This is a genomic window from Paenibacillus sp. FSL L8-0158 (genome assembly GCF_038592965.1).
Classification (GTDB): Bacteria; Bacillota; Bacilli; order Paenibacillales; family Paenibacillaceae; genus Paenibacillus; species Paenibacillus polymyxa_D.
Window position 1 is genome coordinate 1909408 of the sequence record NZ_CP151949.1, and the last position, 25829, is coordinate 1935236.

Annotated in this window: 25 protein-coding genes, 1 tRNA gene and 1 pseudogene; 17 read left to right on the forward strand and 10 right to left on the reverse strand. The window is 42.4% G+C overall.

What is annotated here, in order from left to right; translation table 11 throughout:
• Positions 1-303: 303 nt before the first annotated feature.
• The 3 genes from NSQ68_RS08785 to NSQ68_RS08795 all read right to left on the reverse strand — a co-directional run bounded on the left by NSQ68_RS08785 (position 304) and on the right by NSQ68_RS08795 (position 4402).
• Positions 304-3195 carry a DEAD/DEAH box helicase gene (locus NSQ68_RS08785; protein WP_342428611.1) on the reverse strand — a complete coding sequence of 964 codons (2892 nt, stop codon included), beginning with the start codon at positions 3193-3195 and terminating at the stop codon, positions 304-306.
• Position 3196: 1 nt separating this feature from the next.
• Positions 3197-3595: a (deoxy)nucleoside triphosphate pyrophosphohydrolase gene (locus tag NSQ68_RS08790; protein WP_342428612.1), complete on the reverse strand. Its 399-nt coding sequence runs from the start codon at positions 3593-3595 to the stop codon at positions 3197-3199.
• A 468-nt stretch (positions 3596-4063) separates the two neighbouring features.
• Positions 4064-4402 carry a helix-turn-helix transcriptional regulator gene (locus NSQ68_RS08795; protein ID WP_342428613.1) on the reverse strand — a complete coding sequence of 113 codons (339 nt, stop codon included), beginning with the start codon at positions 4400-4402 and terminating at the stop codon, positions 4064-4066.
• 719 nt (positions 4403-5121) lie between these two features.
• Between NSQ68_RS08795 and NSQ68_RS08800 the strand changes: the two genes are divergently transcribed.
• Positions 5122-5220 (forward strand): YjcZ family sporulation protein, encoded by a 99-nt coding sequence (locus tag NSQ68_RS08800; RefSeq protein ID WP_307349374.1) that lies wholly within the window; start codon positions 5122-5124, stop codon positions 5218-5220.
• A gap of 221 nt (positions 5221-5441) precedes the next feature.
• Positions 5442-5891 carry a DUF6386 family protein gene (locus tag NSQ68_RS08805; RefSeq protein WP_307349376.1) on the forward strand — a complete coding sequence of 150 codons (450 nt, stop codon included), beginning with the start codon at positions 5442-5444 and terminating at the stop codon, positions 5889-5891.
• 131 nt (positions 5892-6022) lie between these two features.
• Here NSQ68_RS08805 and NSQ68_RS08810 read toward each other — a convergent pair whose 3' ends face one another.
• Positions 6023-7153: a phosphodiester glycosidase family protein gene (locus NSQ68_RS08810; protein ID WP_342428614.1), complete on the reverse strand. Its 1131-nt coding sequence runs from the start codon at positions 7151-7153 to the stop codon at positions 6023-6025.
• Positions 7154-7285: 132 nt separating this feature from the next.
• Here NSQ68_RS08810 and NSQ68_RS08815 point away from each other — a divergent pair, with 132 nt between their 5' ends.
• The 7 genes from NSQ68_RS08815 to nspC all read left to right on the forward strand — a co-directional run bounded on the left by NSQ68_RS08815 (position 7286) and on the right by nspC (position 15044).
• Positions 7286-7759 (forward strand): hypothetical protein, encoded by a 474-nt coding sequence (locus NSQ68_RS08815; protein ID WP_342428615.1) that lies wholly within the window; start codon positions 7286-7288, stop codon positions 7757-7759.
• A 51-nt stretch (positions 7760-7810) separates the two neighbouring features.
• Complete coding sequence (locus NSQ68_RS08820) at positions 7811-9124, forward strand: hypothetical protein (RefSeq protein ID WP_342428616.1); 1314 nt, start codon at positions 7811-7813, stop codon at positions 9122-9124.
• A 155-nt stretch (positions 9125-9279) separates the two neighbouring features.
• A complete protein-coding gene (locus NSQ68_RS08825; protein WP_342428617.1) occupies positions 9280-9903 on the forward strand; it encodes an SMI1/KNR4 family protein in 624 nt (207 codons plus the stop codon).
• A gap of 180 nt (positions 9904-10083) precedes the next feature.
• Positions 10084-11964, forward strand: coding sequence for a molecular chaperone HtpG (htpG, locus tag NSQ68_RS08830; protein WP_165175916.1), 1881 nt, complete (start codon positions 10084-10086; stop codon positions 11962-11964).
• A 156-nt stretch (positions 11965-12120) separates the two neighbouring features.
• Positions 12121-12381 (forward strand): bacteriocin immunity protein, encoded by a 261-nt coding sequence (locus NSQ68_RS08835; RefSeq protein WP_272640364.1) that lies wholly within the window; start codon positions 12121-12123, stop codon positions 12379-12381.
• Positions 12382-12696: 315 nt separating this feature from the next.
• Positions 12697-13896 (forward strand): saccharopine dehydrogenase family protein, encoded by a 1200-nt coding sequence (locus NSQ68_RS08840; protein WP_013309649.1) that lies wholly within the window; start codon positions 12697-12699, stop codon positions 13894-13896.
• A gap of 8 nt (positions 13897-13904) precedes the next feature.
• A complete protein-coding gene (gene nspC, locus NSQ68_RS08845) occupies positions 13905-15044 on the forward strand; it encodes a carboxynorspermidine decarboxylase (RefSeq protein ID WP_029516665.1) in 1140 nt (379 codons plus the stop codon).
• A 179-nt stretch (positions 15045-15223) separates the two neighbouring features.
• Here the strand turns inward: nspC and NSQ68_RS08850 are convergent, their stop codons facing one another.
• Entirely contained in the window at positions 15224-15718 is a 495-nt protein-coding gene (locus NSQ68_RS08850; RefSeq protein ID WP_250244450.1) for a hypothetical protein, read from the reverse strand.
• A 207-nt stretch (positions 15719-15925) separates the two neighbouring features.
• On the reverse strand, positions 15926-16435 hold the full coding sequence (locus NSQ68_RS08855) for a hypothetical protein (RefSeq protein ID WP_342428618.1): 510 nt from the start codon (positions 16433-16435) through the stop codon (positions 15926-15928).
• 302 nt (positions 16436-16737) lie between these two features.
• Here NSQ68_RS08855 and NSQ68_RS08860 point away from each other — a divergent pair, with 302 nt between their 5' ends.
• Together NSQ68_RS08860 and NSQ68_RS08865 are read left to right on the forward strand one after the other, a co-directional pair.
• Positions 16738-17253 (forward strand): hypothetical protein, encoded by a 516-nt coding sequence (locus NSQ68_RS08860; protein ID WP_342428619.1) that lies wholly within the window; start codon positions 16738-16740, stop codon positions 17251-17253.
• Between the two features lie 70 nt (positions 17254-17323).
• Positions 17324-17842, forward strand: a complete 519-nt coding sequence (locus NSQ68_RS08865) for a GNAT family N-acetyltransferase (RefSeq protein WP_342428620.1) — start codon at positions 17324-17326, stop codon at positions 17840-17842.
• A 14-nt stretch (positions 17843-17856) separates the two neighbouring features.
• Here NSQ68_RS08865 and NSQ68_RS08870 read toward each other — a convergent pair whose 3' ends face one another.
• Positions 17857-18297, reverse strand: a complete 441-nt coding sequence (locus NSQ68_RS08870) for an N-acetyltransferase (protein WP_307349397.1) — start codon at positions 18295-18297, stop codon at positions 17857-17859.
• A gap of 377 nt (positions 18298-18674) precedes the next feature.
• Here NSQ68_RS08870 and NSQ68_RS08875 point away from each other — a divergent pair.
• Positions 18675-18759 (forward strand) — tRNA-Leu (locus tag NSQ68_RS08875).
• 93 nt (positions 18760-18852) lie between these two features.
• Here the strand turns inward: NSQ68_RS08875 and NSQ68_RS08880 are convergent.
• Positions 18853-19383: an NAD(P)H-dependent oxidoreductase gene (locus tag NSQ68_RS08880; RefSeq protein ID WP_342428621.1), complete on the reverse strand. Its 531-nt coding sequence runs from the start codon at positions 19381-19383 to the stop codon at positions 18853-18855.
• A gap of 192 nt (positions 19384-19575) precedes the next feature.
• On the opposite strand from NSQ68_RS08880, the gene NSQ68_RS08885 reads away from it, so the two are divergent.
• Together NSQ68_RS08885 and fabV are read left to right on the forward strand one after the other, a co-directional pair.
• Positions 19576-19932, forward strand: a complete 357-nt coding sequence (locus NSQ68_RS08885; protein WP_307349401.1) for a helix-turn-helix domain-containing protein — start codon at positions 19576-19578, stop codon at positions 19930-19932.
• A gap of 169 nt (positions 19933-20101) precedes the next feature.
• Positions 20102-21283, forward strand: coding sequence for an enoyl-ACP reductase FabV (fabV, locus tag NSQ68_RS08890; protein WP_342428622.1), 1182 nt, complete (start codon positions 20102-20104; stop codon positions 21281-21283).
• A 113-nt stretch (positions 21284-21396) separates the two neighbouring features.
• Here fabV and NSQ68_RS08895 read toward each other — a convergent pair whose 3' ends face one another.
• Positions 21397-21600 carry a hypothetical protein gene (locus NSQ68_RS08895; protein WP_342428623.1) on the reverse strand — a complete coding sequence of 68 codons (204 nt, stop codon included), beginning with the start codon at positions 21598-21600 and terminating at the stop codon, positions 21397-21399.
• 168 nt (positions 21601-21768) lie between these two features.
• Here NSQ68_RS08895 and NSQ68_RS08900 point away from each other — a divergent pair, with 168 nt between their 5' ends.
• The 3 genes and pseudogenes from NSQ68_RS08900 to NSQ68_RS08910 form a co-directional block, all read left to right on the forward strand.
• Positions 21769-22920, forward strand: a complete 1152-nt coding sequence (locus tag NSQ68_RS08900; RefSeq protein ID WP_342428624.1) for a sn-glycerol-1-phosphate dehydrogenase — start codon at positions 21769-21771, stop codon at positions 22918-22920.
• Between the two features lie 197 nt (positions 22921-23117).
• Positions 23118-24224, forward strand: coding sequence for a GntR family transcriptional regulator (locus tag NSQ68_RS08905; RefSeq protein WP_342428625.1), 1107 nt, complete (start codon positions 23118-23120; stop codon positions 24222-24224).
• 268 nt (positions 24225-24492) lie between these two features.
• Positions 24493-25028 (forward strand): annotated as a pseudogene (locus tag NSQ68_RS08910) (FGGY-family carbohydrate kinase); the annotation flags it as partial.
• Between the two features lie 205 nt (positions 25029-25233).
• Here the strand turns inward: NSQ68_RS08910 and NSQ68_RS08915 are convergent.
• Positions 25234-25818: a helix-turn-helix transcriptional regulator gene (locus NSQ68_RS08915; RefSeq protein WP_007429779.1), complete on the reverse strand. Its 585-nt coding sequence runs from the start codon at positions 25816-25818 to the stop codon at positions 25234-25236.
• Positions 25819-25829 lie beyond the last annotated feature (11 nt).

Below are 25829 nucleotides of genomic sequence, written 5' to 3' on the forward strand. Positions count from 1 at the left end.
TGTTAAAACATTTTGTTCTTTTTATATATGGGGTTGTGAGCAGTCAGGGGAGATGATTGACTTTAAGTTTTAAGATAAGTGAAATAGACCGATTCCTTTTACGAGGGCGGTCTATTTCTTGTGTTTTCTGATTAATCAAAATGACGGTGATGACCATCGTCGTAATACGATAATTGGCATGAGCCCACGATTAAAAAGGTGCACGAGACTTGTAACACGGTACATACTGCATATAGGTCATGTTTTGTGTGGTTTAAACAGCTTCAGAACTTTGAGAAACCTCTTATCCAGTGGAACTTAAATTCAAAATTTAGTCAAATACCTATACAGCTTACTCTCCACCGATTTCTCCAATACTAGATTCATATGCACAACGGATATTGAATTACCATTTTTATCGAGCATGGTTGCCTGATAGGCGCTGTTTTCGCCGGGATGTACTTTACCCAGATAATAAAATTCAATTCCATCCGCATCGTTTCTTTTTACGAATAAATGCAAGTCGATCTTTAACTGGTCTGCCTTAATAATGGTTTGAACTTCCTCAGATTCAAGGGTTCGTCTACTTTTTGTCGACCATTTCAGAATCTCTGGACTAATAAATTCTTCCTGATAGTTTGTGCTCGCTTCCACCTCTTCATGTTTGTGATAAGTTACAAAGATTGGACAGGTCTGATGCTTCGTCTTGTACCCGTACATGGTGGAACTTTCATCGCTGTACCACTTTAATAGTTTACATGAGTCTTTTCTAGAATACTTTTTATATAAAGTTAGCGGCTCACTATATACATACTGCTCATTTTTAAGAAAAGCACTATGAACAATATCTACAATCATTTGTCTAAAATATGCATTGTTCTGCAAGAAGCGACTCATCATCGGATGAAAAGAAAAATGCTGGTCCTGAACGAATTCAACGATTGCCGAGTCTCCGTATTTTTTCTTCGTCGGTTCAGTGAAAAAAGACATGTCCAGAACCCGTATAACGGATTTAATCGTTTCAGAATCTGTATAACAGCCTTTTTCTTTGAGGGAATTTACATACTCCTCATAGGTAACATTATCTTTGGCAAGCAACAGCTTCAGCAGTACAATTTCATGCCTGCGTTTTCCATTCAAAATCTCAGCCGACAGCATCGTCAAATATTTTTGTTCCTGCTCGCATAGGGGGGGCACAGTCTCCTTGATCTTCTGTAAAAAGTGATAGTAGCTTGAGTGCTTGTCTGCAAAAACAAGTGGATCAATTGAATCATATTCAATAAAATCTATCAATTGAGGAATTCGATTTAACCGATTTTTGAGTTCGATATATGCTTCTCTCAGGATTTTAAGCTCTGTTAAATTACTGTTGCTAATTGAGCTGAAAATCTGTTGCATCGCGATTTCTTCAAAGTTGATGGTCGAGACGCCTTTAATATAACTGGTGTCCTTCATATGGCGACGTATGTTATCCTTGTTTTGCGACTTGTCTCCGGAGAGGGCAATGGGTATCAAATAGTTGTTTTTATAGTTGCCAATAAAGTCGATGATTGTGACGAACTCTTTCTCCGGGTGTTTGCGTAGACCGCGACCTAACTGCTGGATGAAGACGATACTCGATTGTGTTTGACGCAGCATTACAACTTGGTTAATACATGGAATGTCGATTCCTTCGTTAAAGATGTCCACCGTAAGGATGTAATCCAGTTTTCCAGATTCAAGATCAGTGATACTGCGAATACGTAATTCCTGATGATCACTTCCAGTTAAAGCTACGGTACGATAACCTCTTACATTTAGCATGTCCGATAGCTGAAAGGCCTCTTGTTTGCGACTGCAAAAGATCAATCCTTTTACCGATTCACCAGAATGTCCATAATATTCTATCTTTTCGATTAAGTAAGAAACCCGTTTGCTCGTAACGAGTTGAGAGAGCATTGCCGTATCATCAATAAGCTGACCGTTGTGTTCAAAATCAGTGACGCCAAAATAGTGAAATGGACACAGCATATCCTCTTCCAAAGCTTCCTGTAGGCGAATCTCATAGGCGATATTATAGTCAAACAGTTCATAAATGTTAAAGTTATCGGTTCGCTCTGGAGTAGCGGTCATGCCGAGCAGAAATGCGGGCTCAAAATGATCAATAACTTTAAGATAAGAATCTGCTCCGGCTTTGTGAACTTCATCAATCAGGATGTAGTCAAACGCTTTAGGATCGAAATTTGTTAGAACTGAGTTTTTAGAAATGGTCTGTATTGTTGCAAAGAGATATTTGGCATGTTCAACTCTGCTGGTGCCAGATAGAATGCCATAATCACCATCCTTACCTCCAATAATTCGTTGATAGTCGGACATGGACTTTTGCAAAATTTGTTCTCGGTGTACTATAAATAGCATTCGATTTGGTGCAAAGTTTCTTACGTCAAACGCAGAAAGATAGGTTTTGCCTGTCCCAGTCGCCGAAATGACCAAACCTTTATGCGATCCGCTGCTACGGAGTTCTTGCAAATTCTTTAACGCACGCTGCTGCATTTTATTAGGTAAGATTGGACTATAGATGGTCTGAGGAATCATTTCAGGAATCAGAGGTATTGCCTCTTGAACTTTTTGGTTTGCTTTTTGAGTCTCTTCATAAAGAATTTGATACGCTTCGATCCATTTGTGTGTTAGCGGAACAGCATTTTGCCATGCCTTTTCGAATTCACTTTGGAATTGTCCCAAAAGCCCCCCATGTTTGAAGGAGGTCAATTTCACGTTCCACTCGTAGTTAGATTTTAACGCCTGTGCAGTTAGGTTAGAGCTTCCCATAATGATAGTGGAGTAACCTTCATGCTGGAAGACATACCCTTTGGCATGAAAACCACTTAGATCTGTTAAACGAACTTCAACATTTGTGATTTTCAATAACTCTCTAAAAATTTTAGGTTTATTGAAGTTTAAGTAATTTGAGGTTAAGATTTTTCCGGCTATTCCACGTGCTTTTAGATCAGCTAAATGAGATTTAAGGGTTGCCAAACCACTCTCTGTAATAAAAGCAACGGAAAAAGTGAAAGAGTGACAGTGAGATAATTCTTCCAGCAAAGGTGTAAGGACATAATCGTTCGTCTCCTTATTGTTGACCAGAAGTTTAGGCTTATATTGATCCAGAGAATCCTGCTGCTGATTAATAAACGCCCAGTTTAAAGAATCATTTAAATGTTGGATGGGAGTGTTCATTTTATTTGGCCAACTGCTCCCGAATTTTCTCTACTGCAGGAATGTCAGCAGGTGCCCAATCCAGAGACATCAGCTCATGTGCGGACATCCACTGGATCGCAACGTGTTCAGTTAATGTAGGTTTACCACTTACTAGGTGACAATAGAAAGTAGACAGGTGGACGAAACCAAAGTCATATTCGTACACGGTAGTCTCGATCTTCTCGCCAATCTCAATCTCGCAGTTCATTTCTTCGTCGATTTCACGTTTAAGTGCAGCCTGAGGTGTTTCGCCTTCCTCAATCTTTCCGCCGGGGAATTCCCACTTGTAGGCCAACGTTTTAGTAGCTCCTCGCTGCGCACAGAGGATATTTTCATTTTCAATTATGACAGCTCCAACAACGTAAATATGTTTTTTCATAAGTTCCCTCCGGTTATGCAGCTTGGTATTTATGTAGCGAATTCTACATTATATTTCTATTCTATTATAGTGCGGGGATTTCAGCTACATGTTAGGGATGGAAAAGGAGTGAGGCGTTTGTATGCATATTTTAAATATAACAACTAAGCATTTTACGCTATTCAAGCTCGATAATAGGTAATTATGGTGATTATAAAAGTTTTGTACATTAATATCGAGTATTTATGTTTGTGCTGGGAAAATACATGATCAGCTTGATCTGCTTTAAATGTCATACTCCCATCGTAGTTGAATGCTATTTCGTTCGCTTCGATTTTTATAATGATAAATGAGACGCACAGAAAACTAAAAAACTGACACCAATGGAATATTGGTGTCAGTACACGACTATATTCCATTGTCTTAGATGGGGATTGACCAGATCACTAAAAGGCAGTTGGGGTTGTTAGGCTTGAAAAAAAAATCCTTTTAATTTGTAATCTCCCGTATCACATTCCTCGCCAAGCGTACTTTTTCTGGACTCGACTTTTGAAGTATATTTACGATCTCTTGTATATCATTTTCAAGTTTTGTAACCTTTATATCCTCATTTACATAAGCAAAAAGCTGAATCAAATTAACATCCAGTGCATTAGCAATTTTAGCTATATTTATTAAAGCTACGTTTTTTTCTCCACGCTCAATCTGCCCTATGTATGAAAAATGGAATCCGCCTTTTTCCCCAAGCGACTCCTGAGACAATCCTTTTTCTTTTCGTAAAGCACGTATTCTGGCACCCACTAATTTTAGAACTTCTTTATCTTCCATCGTCTACACCTCACTATTCTAAAAGTGTAGACAAGATATCTAAATGAAAACACTAAACATTAGATATAATAAATATTTTCAATATCCATAAGTATTATTTTAGAGTATAATAAGACTATTCTTAAAATTCTCTGGAGGAATAGATATGAAAGAAGCTCCTTCTACCTGTATTCCAAGTCCCACTCAACCATCCAGACCCGTACAACACCTACATCATTCAATAACCGATTTCCACACTCTATCCCAATACCACATGAAACTAGCCCAAATTTTGCACAAGCATAACCAACTCCAATGCTGCATAATCCTCTGTGATTGGGCGTTAACCTCTATGTTAAAAGCTCTGTATATGAAAGAAAACAACAGCCTTTTCCCTCCCGGATTCCTGTCTATGACTGACCTGCTACACTTATTACATACCGAGACCAACCCCGGATTGGATATTGTCGTATTTATAGGCACCACTCAATTTCTTTCATCCCAGCTAGAAACCCCGCTCCTTCAAAAGATGAAGCACAAGGATGTGAGCAGGCTGTTGCGCAGAACCGACGATATTCTCTGCCAGTTGTCATCCAGAGTCATTAGCGATCTATCTCAAACGTATCAGTCCATTTTTTGAGTAGCCCTTCCATGGCAAATAAACTTGCCGATTCGCCCTGTCGTTATCCGCTTTTCTACATACGATAAGAGTAAGCTTTAATGCAAGGAGGGATTCAGACATGGGTGGAGTAGGTTACGGTGGAGCATGGACATCCACAGGAGCAATTTTGGTATTGTTCATTTTGCTGGTAATTATTACTAAGTCTTTTCTGATCTAACAGCAGGTTAGCATCGCTTAAATCCACAAATCAGTCTTCTTTCACGACATCGTGAGGGAGGGCTTTTTTATGCAGAATGGGTGTTAGCCCAACATGTTGTCTGGCCCTGTAAGCATTGTTATACTTTACATACAGGGAGATTTTCCCTCAAGTATATGGCAATACGGATAGCGTAAGACGTGGAAAAACAGAAATTAGCTGACCAAAATCAGGAGGATCGCATGATGAATACGGCAAGCAGTCCATTTCAATTTACAACAGATACGGCGACTCTTTGCCTATTTGATACGCAAGCTCTTAAGCATCGTTTGGACGATGATCCGGATTGGTGGTCGATTGAAGAGGACGAGCTGGGCGAGTTGAACAAAGGAAATGTAGCTTTTTTGAATCTGGGAGCGGACGGGACCTATGAGGTTTTGATGACAGATCATATTGACAAGCCTGCTGTACGGCTGTTTTTGAAGGTTCCCTCAGGCAACCTGTTTATTGGAGCGGGGGAGGAAGCCACAAGTGGTGGACTGGAGCCTGAGTGTGTATGGGGAGGGACGTTCCTATCTGTGCAACCGGGACTTTATGAATGCACGGCGAGCAGAGAAGACAACCGTATTTACCTTTCTATAAAAAAAGGAAGCGAGGGCAGCAATAGCTTTACAGGTCTGATTCGATTGTAGATTGCAGGATCAATACGTGACGGCCATACATGCCGCCTGAACAGGTGGAAGCAGGAACAACCGAAGCTAGAGGAAATGGAAAAAGGCTATCCCCACGGCTTACAGATCCGTGAAGACAGCCCTTTATTCGTCTATTGATACTTTACAATAATGGCATTGCTGATTTGGCGGCCGGGTGTGGTGAGGTAGGAGCCGTTGTAATACAGCCCGCTGGAAGCACCGCCGTCCAGATTCATGGCCTGATAAGCGCCGGCCTGCTTCATCATTTGGGCGAGCTGCGGTATAGTCGCTCCACTTGTGGTCAGGAGGATCAGCTTATGATCCCGACTCATCCCGAGTGCGCTGCGGGCGCCGCCGCCTGTTAATATTTTAGGGTCCTTGAAGCCTTCGGCTTTGACATTTAGGGAAACCTGTCCGTTCGTGACCAGACGAGGCCCAGCTTGCAGGGCACCTTCGACGTTACCTTGGCTTAATCTTTGTTCAAAGGCAGAACCTGACACTAGTTCAGCTAAATGGTTAGCATCGTAGGTGAAGACCGTCCGTTGGTCGCCGGAGCTTTTTTTCAACATCTTTCCGTGACTGACCAGATAGCCGTAAGGCGTTTTGTAAGGGCTTTTGGTATAGGCATCAAAGAATGTACCATTGATGGCTACAACCGCTTGGTTACGTTTGGCGAGACTACTTAAGTCTTCCACTTTACCAATGGAATCGCCTGCCAGTGCCACGTCCAGGCTTACCTTGGGATGGAGCATAGAGATGGTGACCACCTTAGCGGAAAATGTACGAGACCCGACCTTGAAGCTTTTATGAGCTGTCGTAATGGGTGTAGTGTTTCCGGGTAGCTTGCCAGTATGTACCGGAAGCGTGACGGACGTTGCACCTTGTTTAATGCGTACAGCTGAGGTTTCCTTTTGCCATGAGACTTGCAGGTTTAGGTATTGACTGATGAACTGCAAGGGGACATAAGTCGAACCGTTATCGGTAAAAGGAGCATTTTGCAAATGGACCGTTTGATCATTCACTTTGGCAGTAGATTTCCCGGCAAATAGGGTGATCCGAGTATTGCCCTGCGCAATTTCTATTTTTTTGTCCGCTGCCGTTAAATTGAATGTGATCCCTTCATAGCTGTTCAGAAGACGAAGCGGGATGAAGGAGTGGTTACTCTGGTCCACATAGACCAGCATAGGTGCTGGGGCAGCAGCGTAGATCGGGGATACCAGTAATAGCAAGGACAGGATAACAAGTGTGGTGATTCTTTTCATGAATAGATCAATCTCCTTATGTAGTCTGGACACTTTACGAGGTGCTTGTAATTATATCGGGTTTTATAAGTTGTAAATGTATGTTATGCGAATTTTGAGTGTTTAGCTGATATAGGAAGCGGGAGGTTGGAGATGAGCAGGTATGAGACAAGACTTGAGGATTACCGTCGCAGAGAGCGCCCGTCCTATCGTGTATTTGAAGGATTGCAGGAATTGGTGCGTAGCGTGGGACAACTGCATAATAACTGGTTATATGTGAATGTGGATCAATGGGATCAGGACCCTGTTTACACACCGATTTATTATTGGGATGAGCATTGGCTAGAGGAATGTGCAGAGAAGGGTACAGCCGTAACCAACGAACAAGACGAGTATATTCCCGAGTGGGTGCCGGATCGTCAGGTTCAAACCTGGTTTGAGTTGGCGACCTTCGAAAGTATTGTGGAAGTCCTTAAGGCTGCCGGACAGCCAGTGACGCTTCAGATGGTGATTATGGCGGTAAAATACTATGACAAACGAGATGCCTATCTGGACTATGAAGAGGTGAAGGCAGTGACAGACCTGTGGTCTGTGCTGACAAAGGTGAGAAACCACCTAACAGAATGAACAAAGCCTGTAGAACAAACGTAGCATACATACACTGGATGGGGGAAGCAAATGAGTTGGTTGAATCATGAAATGGCAGCAAAGTGGCGACAGGAAGGAAAAAGGTATGCCGCAGATGTGAATGAATTTATCAGAGTCGGCATGGAAAGTGAATGGCAGCAGGAGCAATCAGAGCCAAACCAGGACGAACGCCCCAAGATGGCCAAAGATATTTTTCGTATGATTCAGGAGGCGAATCAGGCTGGTGAAATGGAGCAGTTACGTCGTGAGATACCAGCCGCTTCTTGGCCGCTTACACCAGCGTTCGAGGAGGCTTTGCAAGCCGTTAGGCCAATAGCTTTTGTGAATGGAGGCAATGAAGTCATTCTACATGCGGGCAATCCTCGGGAACGTGGGACGGTCTATGTGACGGAAAAAGATAGAATCTTGCAAATCCCCGGACTGCATCGAGTAGGCTGTTCGCCGGACGGGACTTATTTTGCGTTGGTGGATGAACAGGGGATTCGTATTGTTCGTCAACCGGACCGAAATCTGCAAGGAGAAGAGACAGCACATTTTCAGTGGAAGGATATACAAGGACGCTTAAAAGCATCCATTCCTGATCTGGAGTGCTTGGGAGATGAGGAGCATCCTGAGGATATATTAGATGAAGTGATTCCGTTTGGCGATGGACAGCGACTTCTGTTGGTTTGCGGTTACGGCGTTTATTTGCTGGCTGGTGATCAGGTGGATTTGATCCATCCCAAGGCGTCTGAACGAAAAGAACTAGAGCTGGAAGACACGATTGTGGATATGGCCCATGGAGCTGTGTCGAGGGATGGACGTTGGATTGCTTACGGTAGCCAGATGAGTGAGCATATGCTTATGGATCTGTCCGATAAGACGGTGCATACATTGGAGCCAAGTTCTAGTTATCCGCATTATGCTCTATTTTCCAAAGATGATCTGGACGTCTGGTACAATGCCTGTCATTTCTACAACGGCGCCACCATTCAAGTGTCGATTGCTGAGGTGGAGCAGGGTCTGGCTCAGAATAAGGAAGAATGGCCGATGATGAATGAAGAAATGCGAGTATACGCTGCAACAGCACTGACACAAGGAGCTATTTTGGGTGATGCCTACGGTTATCTCCGTCTGATTGACAGGGAGGGTCGTGAACTTTGGCGCTATTTTGTCGGCAGTACGATATCCGGGCTGGCAGTTACACCTGATGAAGGTATGTTGGCGGTTGGAACGTATGGCGGTATGCTTCATTTGATTGATTTGCAGAGCGGCACGAAGGACGAATATAGTATTGGCACCGCTCCAATTCACGAGACAGCGCGTTGGGTGATCTGGCGGAACTATGAGCCCTTGCGCTGGTAATACTAATATTCCGCAAATGGTGATAAAAGCAAGTTCTGATAAGCTGAACTTAAAAAGTGTAGCAGCACATGATTACAATGCTATTTTCAGATAGAGGGCATTTGGCATTAACCCATGATGCAAAATGTGAATAGAGAGGAAAGAGGTGTGAAGACATGGACAAGAAAGCGGATATTCGTACATCCATGAAGGAACTATTTGCTCAGATGGATGAAGCCTTTTTTATGGATGTGGAAGAAAATGTACCGATTGAAATGCGTGATGGGAATGTCGATGAGGAGGGATGGATCAAGTGGAAGCCTCTCCCTTCACAGATTACTGAACAGGAAGTTCGGGAGATGGAGGGAAAATACCATTTTGAGCTGCCGCCCCTGCTAAGGAGTTTTATCATGTCCTACCATTATGTATCTTTACAATTCGATAATGAATCCATTCCGGGAGTATACTGGAGCGATTGTACGTTTGTTGAGTTCCCACGTCTGCCTGTAGGTCAAGGCTTAAAGGCATTTTATGATTTGCTTGATCAATGGTCACCTCTTCTGTCAGCAGGCTACATTCCTTTTGCAATAGCAGAGGACGACCAGGGTCCCGTTTGTTTAAATGCAGGCAGCAGACATAAGGACGGCGATTATCCTATTGTTTGGTTCTTTCATGAGGACCTACAGCATTTGAATGAGGATGAGCTTCGGATCAGGAGTAATCTGCTTCCCCATGTACAGGGACTGTTTCCATCTTCTGTCGAAATGTTTAACGTGATGTTTAAGCACATTAGACACTAGCGATTTCCTAAAATGTAATTTTAATGTTCAGTCGACCGAGATATTGACATAAAAAATAAGGAATGATATAAAAAAGGTAGGCTAGCACTCGAATGATGGGAGTGCTAACAAAGTAGAATCGTTTGCATAGCTCATATCTGCTGGCCTTACATAGGTTCATATTTGAAAGGAGATATCCGAATGGAGAAAAAACAGTTTCAGGCTGAGTCCAAGCGTCTGCTCGAAATGATGATTAACTCGATTTACACGCAAAAGGAAATTTTCCTAAGAGAGCTGATCTCCAATGCAAGTGATGCGATTGACAAAATTTATTACAAAGCATTGACGGATGATCAACTGGTCTTTGACAAAGAAAATTATTATATCAAAGTAACTGCCGATAAGGATAACAGAACGCTAACCCTGCGTGATACCGGGATTGGTATGACCAAGGAAGAACTAGAAAATAACCTGGGTGTTATTGCTAAAAGTGGTTCACTGGCATTCAAAAATGAAAATGAATCCAAGGATGGTCATGACATCATCGGTCAATTCGGCGTCGGCTTCTATTCAGCTTTCATGGTAGCCGATGTGGTTACAGTGACTACCAAGGCTTTGGGAAGCGATACTGCATATAAATGGGAATCCACAGGTGCAGACGGGTATACCATTGAGGCAGCTGAGAAGGACGAGGTCGGAACCGAGATTGTTCTAAAAATCAAAGCAAACACCGAAGATGAGTCCTACGACGAATATTTGGACGAGTATCGTTTAAAAGCACTGATTAAAAAATACTCCGACTTTATTCGCTATCCGATTAAAATGGATATTACAGGCAAGCGTCTGAAAGAGGGAAGCGACAACGAGTTCGAGGATTATGAAGAAGAACAGCGCATCAACAGCATGGTTCCGATCTGGAGAAAAAACAAAAGCGAGCTGACCGACGAGGATTATCAAAATTTCTATGCGGAAAAACGCTATGGCTACGACAAGCCGCTCCAGCATATCCACGTCAGCGCGGACGGCGCGGTAGTGTACCAAGCTATTCTCTTTATTCCTGAAAATATTCCGTTTGATTTCTACTCCAAGGAATATGAAAAAGGGCTGGAGTTGTATGCTAACGGTGTGCTAATTATGGAAAAATCTCCTGACCTGCTGCCGGATTATTTTAGCTTTGTCAAAGGTATGGTTGACTCCGAAAGCCTGTCGCTCAACATTTCCAGAGAAATGCTGCAGCATGACCGTCAGCTGAAACTGATTGCCAAAAATATCGAAAGCAAAATCAAAGGCCAATTGCTAACCTTGCTCAAAAATGACCGGGAGAAATATGATCAGTTCTACAAATCATTTGGCAGACAATTGAAATTTGGTGTCTACAACGATTACGGCAGACATAAAGAAACTCTCCAGGATCTGCTCATGTTCTACTCTTCTACAGAGAAAAAGCAAGTTACTTTGGACGAATACGTATCGCGTATGCCAGAGGATCAGAAGTATATTTATTATGCTTCCGGGGAGTCCAATGAGCGTATTGAAAAACTGCCGCAAACCGAAATGGTGGCTGACAAAGGCTACGAAATTCTGTACTTCACCGATGATATTGATGAGTTCGCTATTAAAATGCTCTTAAGCTACAAAGAGAAAGAATTCAAATCTGTTTCGAGCGGCGATCTGGGCATTGAGCCTGACGAGAATGAGAAGGAAACAGAAGCAGAACAAAACGACAACAAAGAGCTGTTCGAGTACATGAAGGGCTTGCTGGAAGGCAAGGTATCCAGTGTTAAAGCCTCCAAGCGCTTGAAGACACATCCGGTATGTCTGTCCGCAGACGGCGAAGTGACGATTGAGATGGAAAAAATCTTGAACGCCATGCCTAATAACGCCGATGTCAAAGCGAATAAAGTGCTGGAAATCAACGTAAACCATGCGGTGTTCAACTCTTTGAAAGAAGCTTTTGACAAGGATAAGGAGAAGGTAAACCTCTATACGGCATTACTGTATAATCAGGCTTTGCTGATCGAAGGCTTGCCACTGCAAGATCCGGTTGAATTCACGAACGATATTTGCAAAATCATGGTTTAACAAGCTTTATTATTGTATAGAGCCGTTCCCATACTGGGGGCGGCTTTATTTATCATAAACACTTCTTAAATCTCCATAATAGGTCATATATCGCTTACAGAAGAAGGGATGGGCCCACACAATGCCGATCATACTCAATTAAAGGAGGGCAATTATATGAGTCTGGATCAAGCCAACCAGGAACTCCAAAATTTAGACCGAAATGAGCTTATAGAGTTAGTGGAAAAAATCATCAGAGGTGAGGGAACAGAAGAGGAAATCGACAGTATGCTGACCATAGTGATGCAAAATACGCCCCATCCGGGGATCAGTAATTTGATCTACTGGGATGACCGTGACTTGAGTGCAGCTGAGATCGTAGATGAGGCATTACGCTATCAGCCCATTATTTTACCACCCCATGAATCTTCTTCATAGGATGCGGAGGGGTGGTCTTTTGTTTAGAAATAAGATAGTATTAACTCTTTAGGACTATGAGTATTAGATTCAAAAAAACTTCCGTTAAATACGTGCTGACTTCCCTGGAGTGTATGAGGTAATGTTTGTTTTCTGCACACTTTACGGAGTTTTTATGCCTAATTTTGGGATTTGTAAAGTTTTTGTGACATGTTCCTGTGAATTTTGATACAGCAAATTGTCGTTTTTCTTGATTATTTGGTGGGATGTCTTTATAATCATTTTGTTTGCAAGAATGATTAGCGATTAGCGTATGGAATAAGGAGGTTATTTATTTTGGGAAAAGCATTGATTATTGGCGCCGGTGGCGTGGCCAGCGTTGTGGTGCATAAATGTTGCCAAAACCCAGATGTATTTGAAGAAATTTGTATCGCAAGCAGAACTGTTGAGAAATGCGATGCGCTTAAAGAGAAGCTGGGTGGAGGTCGTACGAAGATCCAAACGGCTCAGCTTGATGCTGACAACACCGACATGGTCATTGACTTGATTCGAAGCTTTCAACCGGATGTAGTTATCAATGTGGCTCTCCCTTATCAGGATTTGACGATAATGGATGCTTGCCTTGAGACAGGTGTTCATTACGTTGATACGGCGAACTATGAACCGCCGGATACGCCGAAGTTTGAATACAGCTGGCAATGGGCCTACAAAGAAAGATTCGAAAAAGCAGGAATTACAGCTCTGCTGGGCAGCGGTTTTGATCCAGGCGTAACTGGAGTATTTACGGCTTATGCTCAAAAGCACTACTTTGATGAAATTCATACGATTGATATTGTGGATGCGAATGCAGGGGACCACGGATATCCTTTTGCAACTAACTTTAATCCGGAAATCAATATTCGCGAAATTACGGCGAAGGGCCGTTACTTTGAAAACGGAGAATGGATTGAAACTGAGCCACTTTCTGAGAAAAAGGTATACGACCTTCCTGAAATTGGACCGAAAAATATATATCTTTTGTACCATGAAGAACTGGAATCTCTTGCAGTGAATATTAAAGGCGTGAAAAAAATCCGCTTCTGGATGACGTTCTCGGACAATTATCTGAATCATTTGAATGTACTTCAAAACGTAGGCATGACTTCGATCGAGCCTATTGATTACGAAGGACAACAAATCATTCCACTGCAATTCCTAAAAGCTATTTTGCCAGACCCAGCTTCTCTGGGACCAAGAACAAAAGGCAAAACAAACATTGGTTGCATCATCCAAGGCGTGAAAGATGGAAAACCAAAAACGTATTATGTTTACAATGTTTGTGATCATGAGGAATGTTATGCAGAGGTTGGCTCCCAAGCCATTTCTTACACAACTGGTGTTCCTGCCATGATCGGCGCAATGCTTATCATCAAAGGTATCTGGAAAAAACCAGGCGTTTACAACGTTGAGGAATTTGATCCAGATCCATTTATGGAAGCACTAAATAAACACGGATTGCCATGGCAAGAGAACTTTACGCCAACGTTGCTTGATTGAGGTCTGCGATGAATATTGATATTACAGGACTTCCATCACCTTGTTATCTTGTTGACGAAAGACTTCTTGTCAAAAACCTTGAGGTTTTAAATTCCGTTCAAGAGCGGACAGGCTGCAGTATTTTGCTCGCTCTTAAGGGATTTTCGATGTTTTCGACCTTTCCTCTGGTTGGCAAATACTTAAAAGGCGTAACCTCCAGTTCGTTGTTCGAAGCACGACTTGGTCGCGAAAAAATGGACAAAGAGGTTCACGTATACGCACCTGCTTATGTTGACAGTGAATTTGATGAGCTATTGGAGTATGTTGACCATATTGTTTTCAACTCCTTTGATCAACTGAAACGCTACAAAAGCAGAGTGCAAGGCGTAACTTCCAAAAAAATCGACATCGGCATTCGGGTTAATCCAGAATATTCGGAAATCGAAACGCCGCTGTATGATCCTTGCTACAACAACTCCAGAATGGGTGTGACTCTGGCTAACTTTAGACCTGAGGATCTGGATGGCGTAGACGGTATTCATTTTCATACGATGTGTGAACAGAATTCAGATACGCTAGAGCGCACCATTAAAGTCGTGGATGAGAAATTCGGACCATACATTAAGAACATGAAATGGCTCAATTTCGGCGGCGGCCACCATATTACCAGAGAAGACTATGATCTGGACACGCTGGTACGCTGTATTCAATATTTTCAAGATAAATATGGTGTGCAGGTTTATTTGGAGCCGGGCGAAGCTATTGCTTTGAATACTGGATATCTGGTTGCTACCGTATTGGATACGATGAAAAACGGAATGGATATTGCCATTCTGGATACTTCGGCTGAATGTCATATGCCTGACGTGCTTGCTATGCCATATCGCCCGAATATCATCGATGCAGGCAAGCCTGGTGAGTATGCACATACTTACAGACTTGGTGGACTTACGTGCTTGGCCGGAGATGTAATTGGCGACTATTCCTTTAAAGAGCCATTGAAGCCGGGAGACAAGCTTGTATTCTGCGACATGGCCCATTACACCATGGTCAAAAACCACATGTTTAACGGAGTCAACCTGCCAGCCATCGCCAGCTACAATGACGAAGAAGGCATCAAGGTAATCCGTCAGTTCTCTTATGAGGACTTTAGCTCTCGTTTGTCGTAAGACTTACACAGGGGTAAAAGAACTGAGTGCACCGAATGGAATGACTGATATTACAAAAGCCTCGCCCCTTGAGAAAGGGGTGAGGCTTTTTGGTGTAGTTATGTTTTATTTGCCTTCGGTATGTTTATACTAGTACGACAGTAGGCAGGCATGAGGAAGGTTAATCAGTAGGTTTTTGTTTAATCTACAATTCTAGAGGAAAGTTTATACCAGAATACATGTCCTCCTGGTTGAAGGCCCGGTGATTCAACAACGAGGTAGTATTCCTGATCGCCATCAAGCGCTTTTGTTAAAAAGTATTGACCGTCTTTTGAACGTTTAATTCTGTTTCCATTGTTATCGTAAAGAGTTAGTTGCAACCATCCATCGGAATACTTTTCACCCTCAATTACAAATTCAACTGTACTTGCTTCAAAAGACTTGAATTTATAAACATCGTAGCCTTCCCAGGTCCCGTTTATGCTTTCTCCTAAGGACCCAATAACAGAATCTCCTATTAGCTGTAAGTTAGCTTCTTCAAAACTGTCATTTGGTTCCTGTTCATGTCCAGTAAGGGAAGAGGCAGTATTTAGTTGGTTGTTTGATGTAGGATTTGTTTCTTCGGCTACAGCGATACCAGCAGTAGTACTCAGCATAAGTGTAAGACCTAATGAAGCTAATAACGTTTTTTTCATGGATAAGAGTCCTCTCTTTTTTTGGATTTATACTCATTAGTATAAACGAGCCATAGGCACGAAGAAGGTATAAACGTAATTCGTCAGTTCTACTACGAGGATATAGCTACGTTTGTCGTAAGATAAGTAGAGTTCAAAAAATATAAAAGAAGTGATCCCTGTAAAAAGGATCACGTTTTTTGTTATGCTCCAAATTGGCTGTTTGATTTATTTAATCGAGGAAGTAACTCTATAGTCGAACAATTGACCAACATCAGCGTCGGTTGCTTCTACTAACAAGTAGTAAGTTTCTCCAGCTTTAAGATTTAAACCTAAACTGTATTGACGATCTTCTGCACTTCTTTTGACGCTTCCTTTGCTGTCAGCCACACTAAGCCTCATCCATGCTTTGGGATATATTTCTCCTTGAATATTAAATTCGTAAAATCCAGACCGAGAAGCTGTAAACTTATAATAATCGACAAAGTCATAATAGCCTGCATATCCTCCAGGAATTTTTCTTCCTAAGCTCCCATAGATATCGATTCCATCCCCTACTGTTATTTCACTGGTAATTTCATCAAACCAGTTATTAGGCTCTGTGTCGGCGTACCATGAATTAGAAAGCTGAATAGATTCCTTTTGTAATGCGGGGGCTGCTTCTTGAGCAGATGCAACGGCGGTGGATGTGCTTAATAGAAGTGCAAGACCTAGTGTAGAAAAAACTGCCTTTTTCATTTAATCATCTCTTCCCTTCTTTTATTTTGGGATTTATATGAATATGTATAACCAATCCCATCCAGTATTATATAGTATATTCCAATATATTGGAACGAAAAAAAGGATAATAATCAAAAAAATATATTTTTTTGTCACAATTATGTGTTTTTACAAATTTATTCACTAAACTTCGACATAGGAATTGACCAACTTACTGTATACTATAAAGTTCCATCTTAATACGCTTTCGTGGAAAGGGATTTATTATTTTGGGAGTAATAGGTGTTATGTTATACTCCATAATTGGAGGTGAATTGCACATGTTCGACCCGACGGTTTTTGATAATTTAAAAGTGGCTATAGAAAATGCGGTTTACGATCTGGATAATTTGGATTCACGTATTGACATTACACAGCGGATCGACAGATTGGAAATGTCTGTGATGTCACGTGAATTTGCTGTCCAATTCAGACTGAGAGAACACCCGAGTGTGACAGCAGAGGTTCAACTAAAGGCGGATTTAAACAACTTGGCTGCGGAAATTTTGGAAATCAAAGATCAAATTCCGGGATGTGTCTTGTTGCTGAGTTTTTACATGGAAATTCGTGAAATTGAGTCACAATGCAGCCGGATTGAAAATATACTGACTGAAATTTGGAAGCCCGATCTTCGACCGGTACAAACGCTTAGTCAGATTTACGGAGAGAAGACATCTACATACCAAAACAGGATTGAACTCCGATTTTCCAGACAAATTAACGAAGATCAGATGGAAGACATTCCAGAGCTATTGGAACACATATTGCTGACGCTTATGGAATTAAACAAGGTCTAAAGGGTTAGGACCGTAATGTAAATAACATTAGTAGACCAGCAAGTTAACGTTAGAGGAGTTGAAAGTATAAATGAATGAACTTGAATTCTCTCAAGTATATGCGATCATGGAGGCTTCTTTTCCTGAAACGGAATGCAGAACATCCGAGTCACAGAGGGCTCTGCTTCATCATCCGTATTATCGTTTACTTACCAAAAAAGACGAACAAGGGCAAATAATTGCTTTTTTGGCGGGCTGGGAGTTTACAGATTTTCGGTTTGTAGAGCATATTGCCGTAGATTCGGCTATACGAGGTGGTGGGTTAGGTAAAGAGCTTATGAGCAAGTTTATTTTACAGTCCGGTAAACCGGTAGTGCTGGAGGTTGAGCCACCAGTGGATGAATGGACTCAGAGAAGAATTGGTTTTTATGAACGTTTGGGGTTTCATCTGAACCATTTTGACTATGTACAGCCCCCTTTAAGAGAAGGACAGGCTGATCTGCGGCTTCAAATTATGAGCTATCCAGGTGCGTTGGCTGAACAGGATTTTGCTCCGTTTAAAGAGATTTTATATACCGAGGTCTATGGGTTAAATAAGAAGACTATATAGCTAAAGGTGCTTCATTATCGTTCATGTTTTGTCCATACCATTACAAATTCTTTCTCGTCAGTTTCGGTATCAACAGATTCCGCTTGAATGGTAAATCCATTTTTAGTATAGAAGTTGAAGGCTTTCGTGTTCGACTGGTATACCTTTAATTGAATCTCATTATGTTGCTTCTTGATCCAATCTAGTAGCAACTTGCCATAGCCTTTCCTTTGAGAATCAACACGTATAAACAGAGCCGCCAAGTATCCATCCAACATGGAAACGAAGCCGCCAATGCTATGATCATCTTGTATGATAACGTAGTTTTGAGCGAGAGGAAGGTACCTGTTTTCCATCTCGGTAACTTGGGATGCCCAATACTGCGGAGCAATAAAATGATGGGCTTCTATGGAAGCATCTAGCCAGATGGCTGCCAACTCGTTGAGCTCTTCCACATTTGCGGGTCTAATCGACATCGTGTCACCTCTTCACAGTACAGTATGTAATCTTATAGATGATGTTGAAATAAAAAAAGACCGTCCGAGGACGGTCTTTTTACCCGTGGCGCTTAATTAAAGCTTTGATCCGTATCCCGCGCCTCCGTCAACTCTGTAAATTAGAGAATAACGGACCGGGTAAGGGATACGCTCAACATGTGATTATTGATGTTGACGCACCTCCTTTCCTGATGAACCCATTTTACCATATCTGGTTTGTGATATCCAGTGATTTTCTTATATTTACGGGAATGATTCATAGAAAATATAAGATAAAAATAGCTTGATTTTATGTTCTATGGAAGATATAATCTAAATTACCGTGATTGAAAAACATCGGTGTGAATACATAATATGCGGTCGTGGCGGAATTGGCAGACGCGCACGGTTCAGGTCCGTGTGGGCTAACCCCCCGTGGAGGTTCGAGTCCTCTCGACCGCATCATTGCCTAACATTTACAGGTTCTTGGATTGGCTGGATGCCACCAAGAGCCTGTTTTTATATGGTAAAGATGCGTGTACTATTATAACTATTTTATTTATACTGAAATATATATTTAATATAGTCCTTTGCACTCTGATTAATGTCTTCGTCGCTTGCTTGAAACGAGGCTCCAAAGACAGCGAAAAAGGGTAATGTTATGGCGCCAACATGGACTGCGCTTGCTTTAAAAGGTGCTATAACTTCATCAACAGTGAAAGAAACGGAACCAGTAGGTAAGTAATTTTCTTTTTTATCGCCGATGGACATGGCTATCCCTAGCTTCTTTCCTTTTAACTTATCACCTTGTGAACCATAAGCCCATCCGTGAGTAAAAACATCATCAAACCACTTTTTTAATAAAGGTGGGTAACTATACCAATATAAAGGGAATTGAAATATGATATTACTATGTGTTTCAAGTAACTTTTGCTCTCTCAAAACATCAATGCTCCAGTTTGGATACTCTTTATAAATTTCGTGAATTGTAATTTCATTGGTATATTGAAGTAATTCTTGTTTCCATCTTTGATTTACTCTAGAATCTTCGATGCTGGGATGAGCTAAAATCACAAGAGTTTTCATTATAAATCACCTTTCTTATGTAACATATTTGCTTTTGTAAATGCCCTATTATTATTCTGTATGCTTCAAAAAAAGTAAATACACACAATAAAGTAAGATAGTTACTTGAAAGTGTGCATTGGACTTAGAGTGAAGATATGCAATTATAGATTAGATAAACTTTGTTATTTTTAGCGTTGAAGAGGTGGTACTATGAAACAATATAATTTAGGCATAGAAGCAACACTTGAGATCATCGGAGGTAAATGGAAATCATTAATCATATGTTTATTAATGTCTGGTAGAAAAAGGACAAGTGAATTACAGCGTAGTATTTCAGGCATTTCTCAAAAGGTTCTTATACAGCAACTTCGCGAACTTGAAAAGGATGGTATCATAGGTAGACATGTGTATAATCAAATGCCTCCAAAAGTGGAGTATTATATAACGGAATATGGAATTACAGCAAATGAAATTATTGACTTAATGTGTTCTTGGGGAAGAGCTAATATCAAAATAAGACAACAGCAAGGAGAAGATGTGATGTTGTTAGAAAATGATTCAAAATGAATAGTGGAGTAAAAAAGCGTTATAGACTACGATGTTTATGGCGGTTTTCTTCGGCTGCCTTCAAGTGCTATGTTATATGTTGAGCCACAAGCTGATTTGCTATATAGTAATGACTGGACAACCATTCCATCCATATTAAATGAATGCCAAAGTAGGGGGACCATTTATAATGATTATTAAACCGAAAATTCGTGGTTTCATATGTACGACTGCACATCCTGCAGGATGCGCGGCTCATGTTAATCGTCAGATCAACTACATCAAAGACAGCACATCAATACAAGGAGCTAAAAAGGTACTTGTGATCGGAGCATCTACTGGATATGGGTTGGCTTCTCGTATTGCTGCGAGCTTTGGTCTGGGAGCGGATACTATAGGGGTATCCTATGAACGTCCCGCATCAGAGGGGCGCACGGCTTCAGCGGGCTGGTATAATACAGTAGCCTTTGAAAGAGCGGCCAGAGCAGCTGGCTACATAGCAGAAAGCATTAATGGAGATGCTTTTTCTCATGGAATTAAGCAGGAGACATTGAAGCTGGTAAAGGAAAAGCTGGGCAAGGTAGACCTGATTGTGTATAGTGTCGCTTCACCGCGACGGACACATCCCGATACGGGTGAAACCTTTAATTCCGTTCTCAAGCCTATCGGACAGTCTTTTTCTAATAAAACAGTGAATACGAATACAGGTGTCGTATCAGAAATTACGCTGGAACCGGCTACGCAGGAGGAAATTGAGAACACCATCACGGTAATGGGTGGCGAAGATTGGTCCTTGTGGCTAAAAGCGTTGGAAGAAGCTGATCTGCTGGCTGAAGGGGTAACCACACTGGCTTACTCGTATATTGGTCCCGAAATTACGGAGGCTATCTATCGTAAAGGAACCATTGGCCAAGCTAAAAATGATTTGGAAGCTACAGCACATACTCTAACAAAGCAACTGGAACGTTATCGTGGAAAAGCCTACGTTTCTGTGAATAAAGCTTTGGTTACACAATCCAGTTCGGCTATTCCAGTCGTACCATTGTATATTTCTTTGCTGTTCAAGATCATGAAAGAAAAGGGACTGCACGAGGGTTGTATTGAGCAGGCACAACGTCTGTTCGAGACGCTATACAGTGGGTCCACTGTGGAAACGGATGAAGAAGGACGCATTCGTCTGGATAACTGGGAAATGAGAGACGATGTACAGCAGGCTGTCAAAGCAGCTTGGTCCGAAATCACTACAGAAAATGTATCTGAATTGGGCGATCTCGAACAATACCGTCTGGATTTCCTCCAATTATTTGGATTTGGGTTTGATGAAATTGATTATGAATTAGATGTTAACCCAGAGGTTGATACAACTTTATAATTGAATATTTGTAAAACAAAAACGGGTACTCTCAAGCGATGCAATTGGCTTAAGAGACCCGTTTTTTATGTATTCTAGCAAAATACAAGTTGCACTTGTTTCACTAACAGCATTTATCGAGAATTAGACGTGGAAAGCGACTTACGGTGCAGCAAGCGAAAAACGGCAATGGTAATGATAATCCCCGCAATGCCAAAGATTGCAACAGAAGTCAGGGCCCGGTAAGCTTGCCAACCGAACAAAAAAGCAACACCACTGCCAAATGTTGTACCTGCCAGTAACCCAAGTGCACAGGCAATATCTGTTCCAAATTTCATAAACATGTTCCTTTCGAATGTATAAATTAAAAAGCAACTTGTACTTTTTCTCTGGACTTGGACACGCACTTGTGCGTACAATCAAATAGTAATCGTTTTCAAACGGAATCTATTAATCATTATGGATCATTCTTGTGCAAATTATTCCTTTTTCAGGAGGCTGATGAAATGAATATGAATGAACAGATCAAGCTGTGGAATGAAGAGGCGCAGGCTAGTAACGCTGATCATCCTCACCGAAAGGTTGAATTGTTTATCGAGGTACGAGATGGAGCACTGGAGTCTGTTGCTCCTTATTTAAACCAACAGGATTATCGTCATGTAACTCTGGTAGAAGATGAGCATACTTCAGCGGCGGCAGGAAAAAAAGTGGCTGAGCTGATCCGAGAGGCAGGTTTGACAGTTGATGTAGTCCGCTTACCTCCGAATGCTGTAGGGGATGTCATTGCTGATGAAACCTACATTATGAAAGTGCTGCTGGGTGTGGCGGATAATAGTCAGGCTGTACTTGCTGTAGGCTCCGGCACGATTCATGATCTGGTTCGCTTCGTATGTTATAAAATGAATCGTCCGTTTTTGTCAGTACCGACGGCTGCTTCGGTGGATGGTTTTACCTCCGCAGGCGCACCACTGATTGTGGACGGCAGCAAGCAGACATTCCAAGCAGTTCCGCCGGAGGCGATCTTTGCTGATTTGTCCGTACTGGCGAATGCGCCACAGACGATGACTGCCGCAGGTTTTGGCGATATGCTCGGTAAGTTCACCTCACTAGCGGACTGGCATGTATCCAGAGATATGGGAAACGAGCCGTACTCACCTGTGGCTAATCGCATTACCGAGGAGGCTTTGCGTGCCTGTGTAGAGCATGTTGATGAGATTGCGGCAGGCAGCAAGGCTGGTGTCGAGGTATTGATGAATGCGCTGGTTGCATCCGGTATTTCGATGCTGATGATAGATCATTCCCGTCCAGCGTCAGGGGGAGAGCACCATATTTCCCATCGAATTGAAATGGATTTTATTGCAGAGGGACGCAAGCAAGTTTTGCATGGTGCCAAAGTAGGCGTAGCATCCGCATTGCTGTCTGACCTGTACAGGGATTTAGCAGCCAGCCAGGATGTAGAGGTTTTTAAGGTGTATCGGGCTTTGCCTACGTCGGAGCAGATGCGTGCATGGCTGGCTCAGGTCGGAGGCCCATCTACCATTGCCGAGCTGGGAGTTACGGAGGAGCAGCTTGCTCGTGCATTGCGCACGGCTCATACTTTGCGTGATCGCTATACTGGGCTCAAGTATATGAACGAACATCAATTGCTTCGTTCGTAATGTGCAACATCTACGCAAATTGTCCTTAGATATTCAGCCAATCTTGTGTGGCAAGGAAGGGATAAGCGAATGGGTTTATACCTTCGGCAGCAATACGAGGATATCCAACTCCTGTAACATTTGTATGTACAAATGAACGGTATGCTATAATCGTGGAATATGAACAGGTACACGATATTGCGAGTACGGAGGAAATTATGGCGCCCAAATATATACAAGTTAAACAGGAAATTTTGTCCTGGATTCATTCATCCAGACTGGAGCCGCAAAGCCAGCTTCCATCTGAGCATGAAATGTCTGAACAATTTGCCGTTAGTCGGCAAACGGTGCGTCAGGCGCTGGGTGAGCTGGTGCAGGAAGGCTGGCTGTTTCGGATGCAGGGCAAGGGAACCTTTGTTGCGACACGAGACAGCAAGCAGGCCGAAGATCCAAAGACGATTGGAGTCATTACAACCTATATTTCGGATTATATTTTCCCATCCATTGTACAGGGAATTGAATCCAAATTGAGTCGCCAGGGCTACAAGATGCTGCTGTCCAGTACAGGTAATGACCCTGAGCAAGAAAGTCAGTGCCTGGAAATGCTGTTAAGTCAACCGCTGAGCGGAATTATTATTGAACCGACCAAAAGTGGAGAGCGTAACCCCAATCTGAGCTATTATTTAACCGTGGAAAATCGCCAAATCCCTTATTTGATGATCAATGCACGTTATGAGGAAATGGATGCGCCCTGTCTGAGAGTAGATGATGAAAAGGGTGGTTTTTTGGCGGCCGAGCATCTGATTAAGCTGGGACATCGACGCTTGGCTGGATTTTTCAAAACCGATGATATGCAGGGGATTCTTCGTATGAAGGGATTTGTGGGCGCTCACCGCAAATATGGAGTGACATTACATCCGAACGCAGTAACGACTTACCGGACAGAAGAAAAAAATGAGATTCCGCTACAACGTGCGTCGAGGCTGTTGGCGATGGAGGCGGGGGAGCGTCCTACTGGATGGGTGACCTATAATGATGAGTTGGCTGTTCGACTCCTGGATATAGTACGTTCGGCGGGTCTGAACATACCCAATGATCTATCGCTGGTTGGGTTTGATGATTCGTTTTTGGCGACAGCAACAGAAATCAAGCTAACGACAATTCGGCATCCAAAGGAAGAATTGGGGTTACGTGCTGCCGATACCATGCTGTCGATGATTGAAGAAAAGGGGTACCATGAAGAAGATCGTCAGTTAATTCTATCGCCTGAGCTCATCGTTCGTGAATCTACGGGGCCTGTCCAGGCAATGCCTGGAGAACACTAGGCTGGGAGATCAGTCGTTTTTATTACTTAACATGTAGGGACAAGTTAGTAAGTATACAGCTTTAACGCTTCATATTTTGATGGGCATGTTTCTCGCCATACCGAACAGTCTGTTTTCTGGATTGCAGAAATAGACTGTTCTTGTTATATTTTTTCTGAAAATGAGTACATAAATCTATCGAAAGAACATAAAAAGGTTAGCTAAGTTGTACGTACAAGTATATAATGAAAGCGGAACCAAGGATAAAGGGTCATTACAATCGGCCTGTAACCGTTCTCTGTTGGTCGACACCAACCTGACAGGGCTATTGTCGGGATACGTTGCTGACGAAGCCGGAGGAAGTGTATCGTACATTGCTGGAAGCAACTGCATTCGGAACATGTAAAAATGTCGATGCATTCCATCATAACGGCATGCCAGTAGACGTATTGTATGATGCGGTGGATTGTCGCAGAAAAATCATCTGCTGATGCAAATTTATGCTGACGTAACCGGTCGGGAAATTAAGATTGTAGCTTCCACCCAAACTCCTGCGCTGGTGCGGCCATGTTCGCAGCAGTGGCCGCGGGAGCTGAAACTGGAGGGTACAATGATATCGTCGAAGCAGCGCGTCATATGGCACGTATACGGGACGAGAGCTTCAAACCGATCCTTGAGAACGCGGCCGTGTATGATAAGCTGTACGAGGAATACTGCCGTCTTCACGACTACTTTGGACGTGGAGGCAACCCTGTGATGAAAAAGCTAAAGTCCATTAAGGAAGAAGCCGGACGTTCAACTGAAGCGGCAAGCATTCATTCTTAAGATACTGACAGAATATAAGCAAGAAATATTTAAAGCTCTGTTATCTAAAAAGCACAGTACGCCGAGGAATCGGCAGACTGTGCTTTTTTGCATTTTATATTCTGTGAATTACATGATGTGAAAGTCTCATCGAATGAAAGATGGTAATGCGTTCCTTTCAAAGACTTTCATGAAAATTACATTCATTTCTCTTTTACGGACATTTTTACTTTTTCAGCATGGCATCAGCAAACAAAATGGATTTTGGAATACGGAAAAACTGTTCCGCCTGATCCTGGAAGGTTTGCGAAGGAACGGTACCCTGATGCAACCATTTCCGAAATGTACCGGGGTGAACTCCAATCCAATGACTCACATCGGTCACCGAAATATCATGTACCATGCATAGACCCGCCAAAATCCGATTTTTAACCGGAGAACGAGTCACAGTCCGTTTCATAAAACGGGACGGCGCTGGTTGACAGATGAGTGGTGAACGCCGGACAACCTCTTCATTAAATAGGATATGGTGCGGATAACCAAGTGTATTACACGTCTTTTCCAGATTAGTGTTGCCGGGAATGCGACCTTCATATACCCACGCACTGACACTACGGGAGGAAATGGAAAGCTCCTCGGCAAGTTGGGACAGTTTAATGTCATTAGCCATCAAAACGGCAAGCAAAACGCGATTGCGCACTTGACAGCGTGTTGGTTTACGAAAACGTTTGACACGCACGCCTTTTCCCAAATATTTGCGATTGATCAGAGACCACGCCTGAATGGAATGTTTATCTTGTTGTTTAGGCATATACCCTCCGA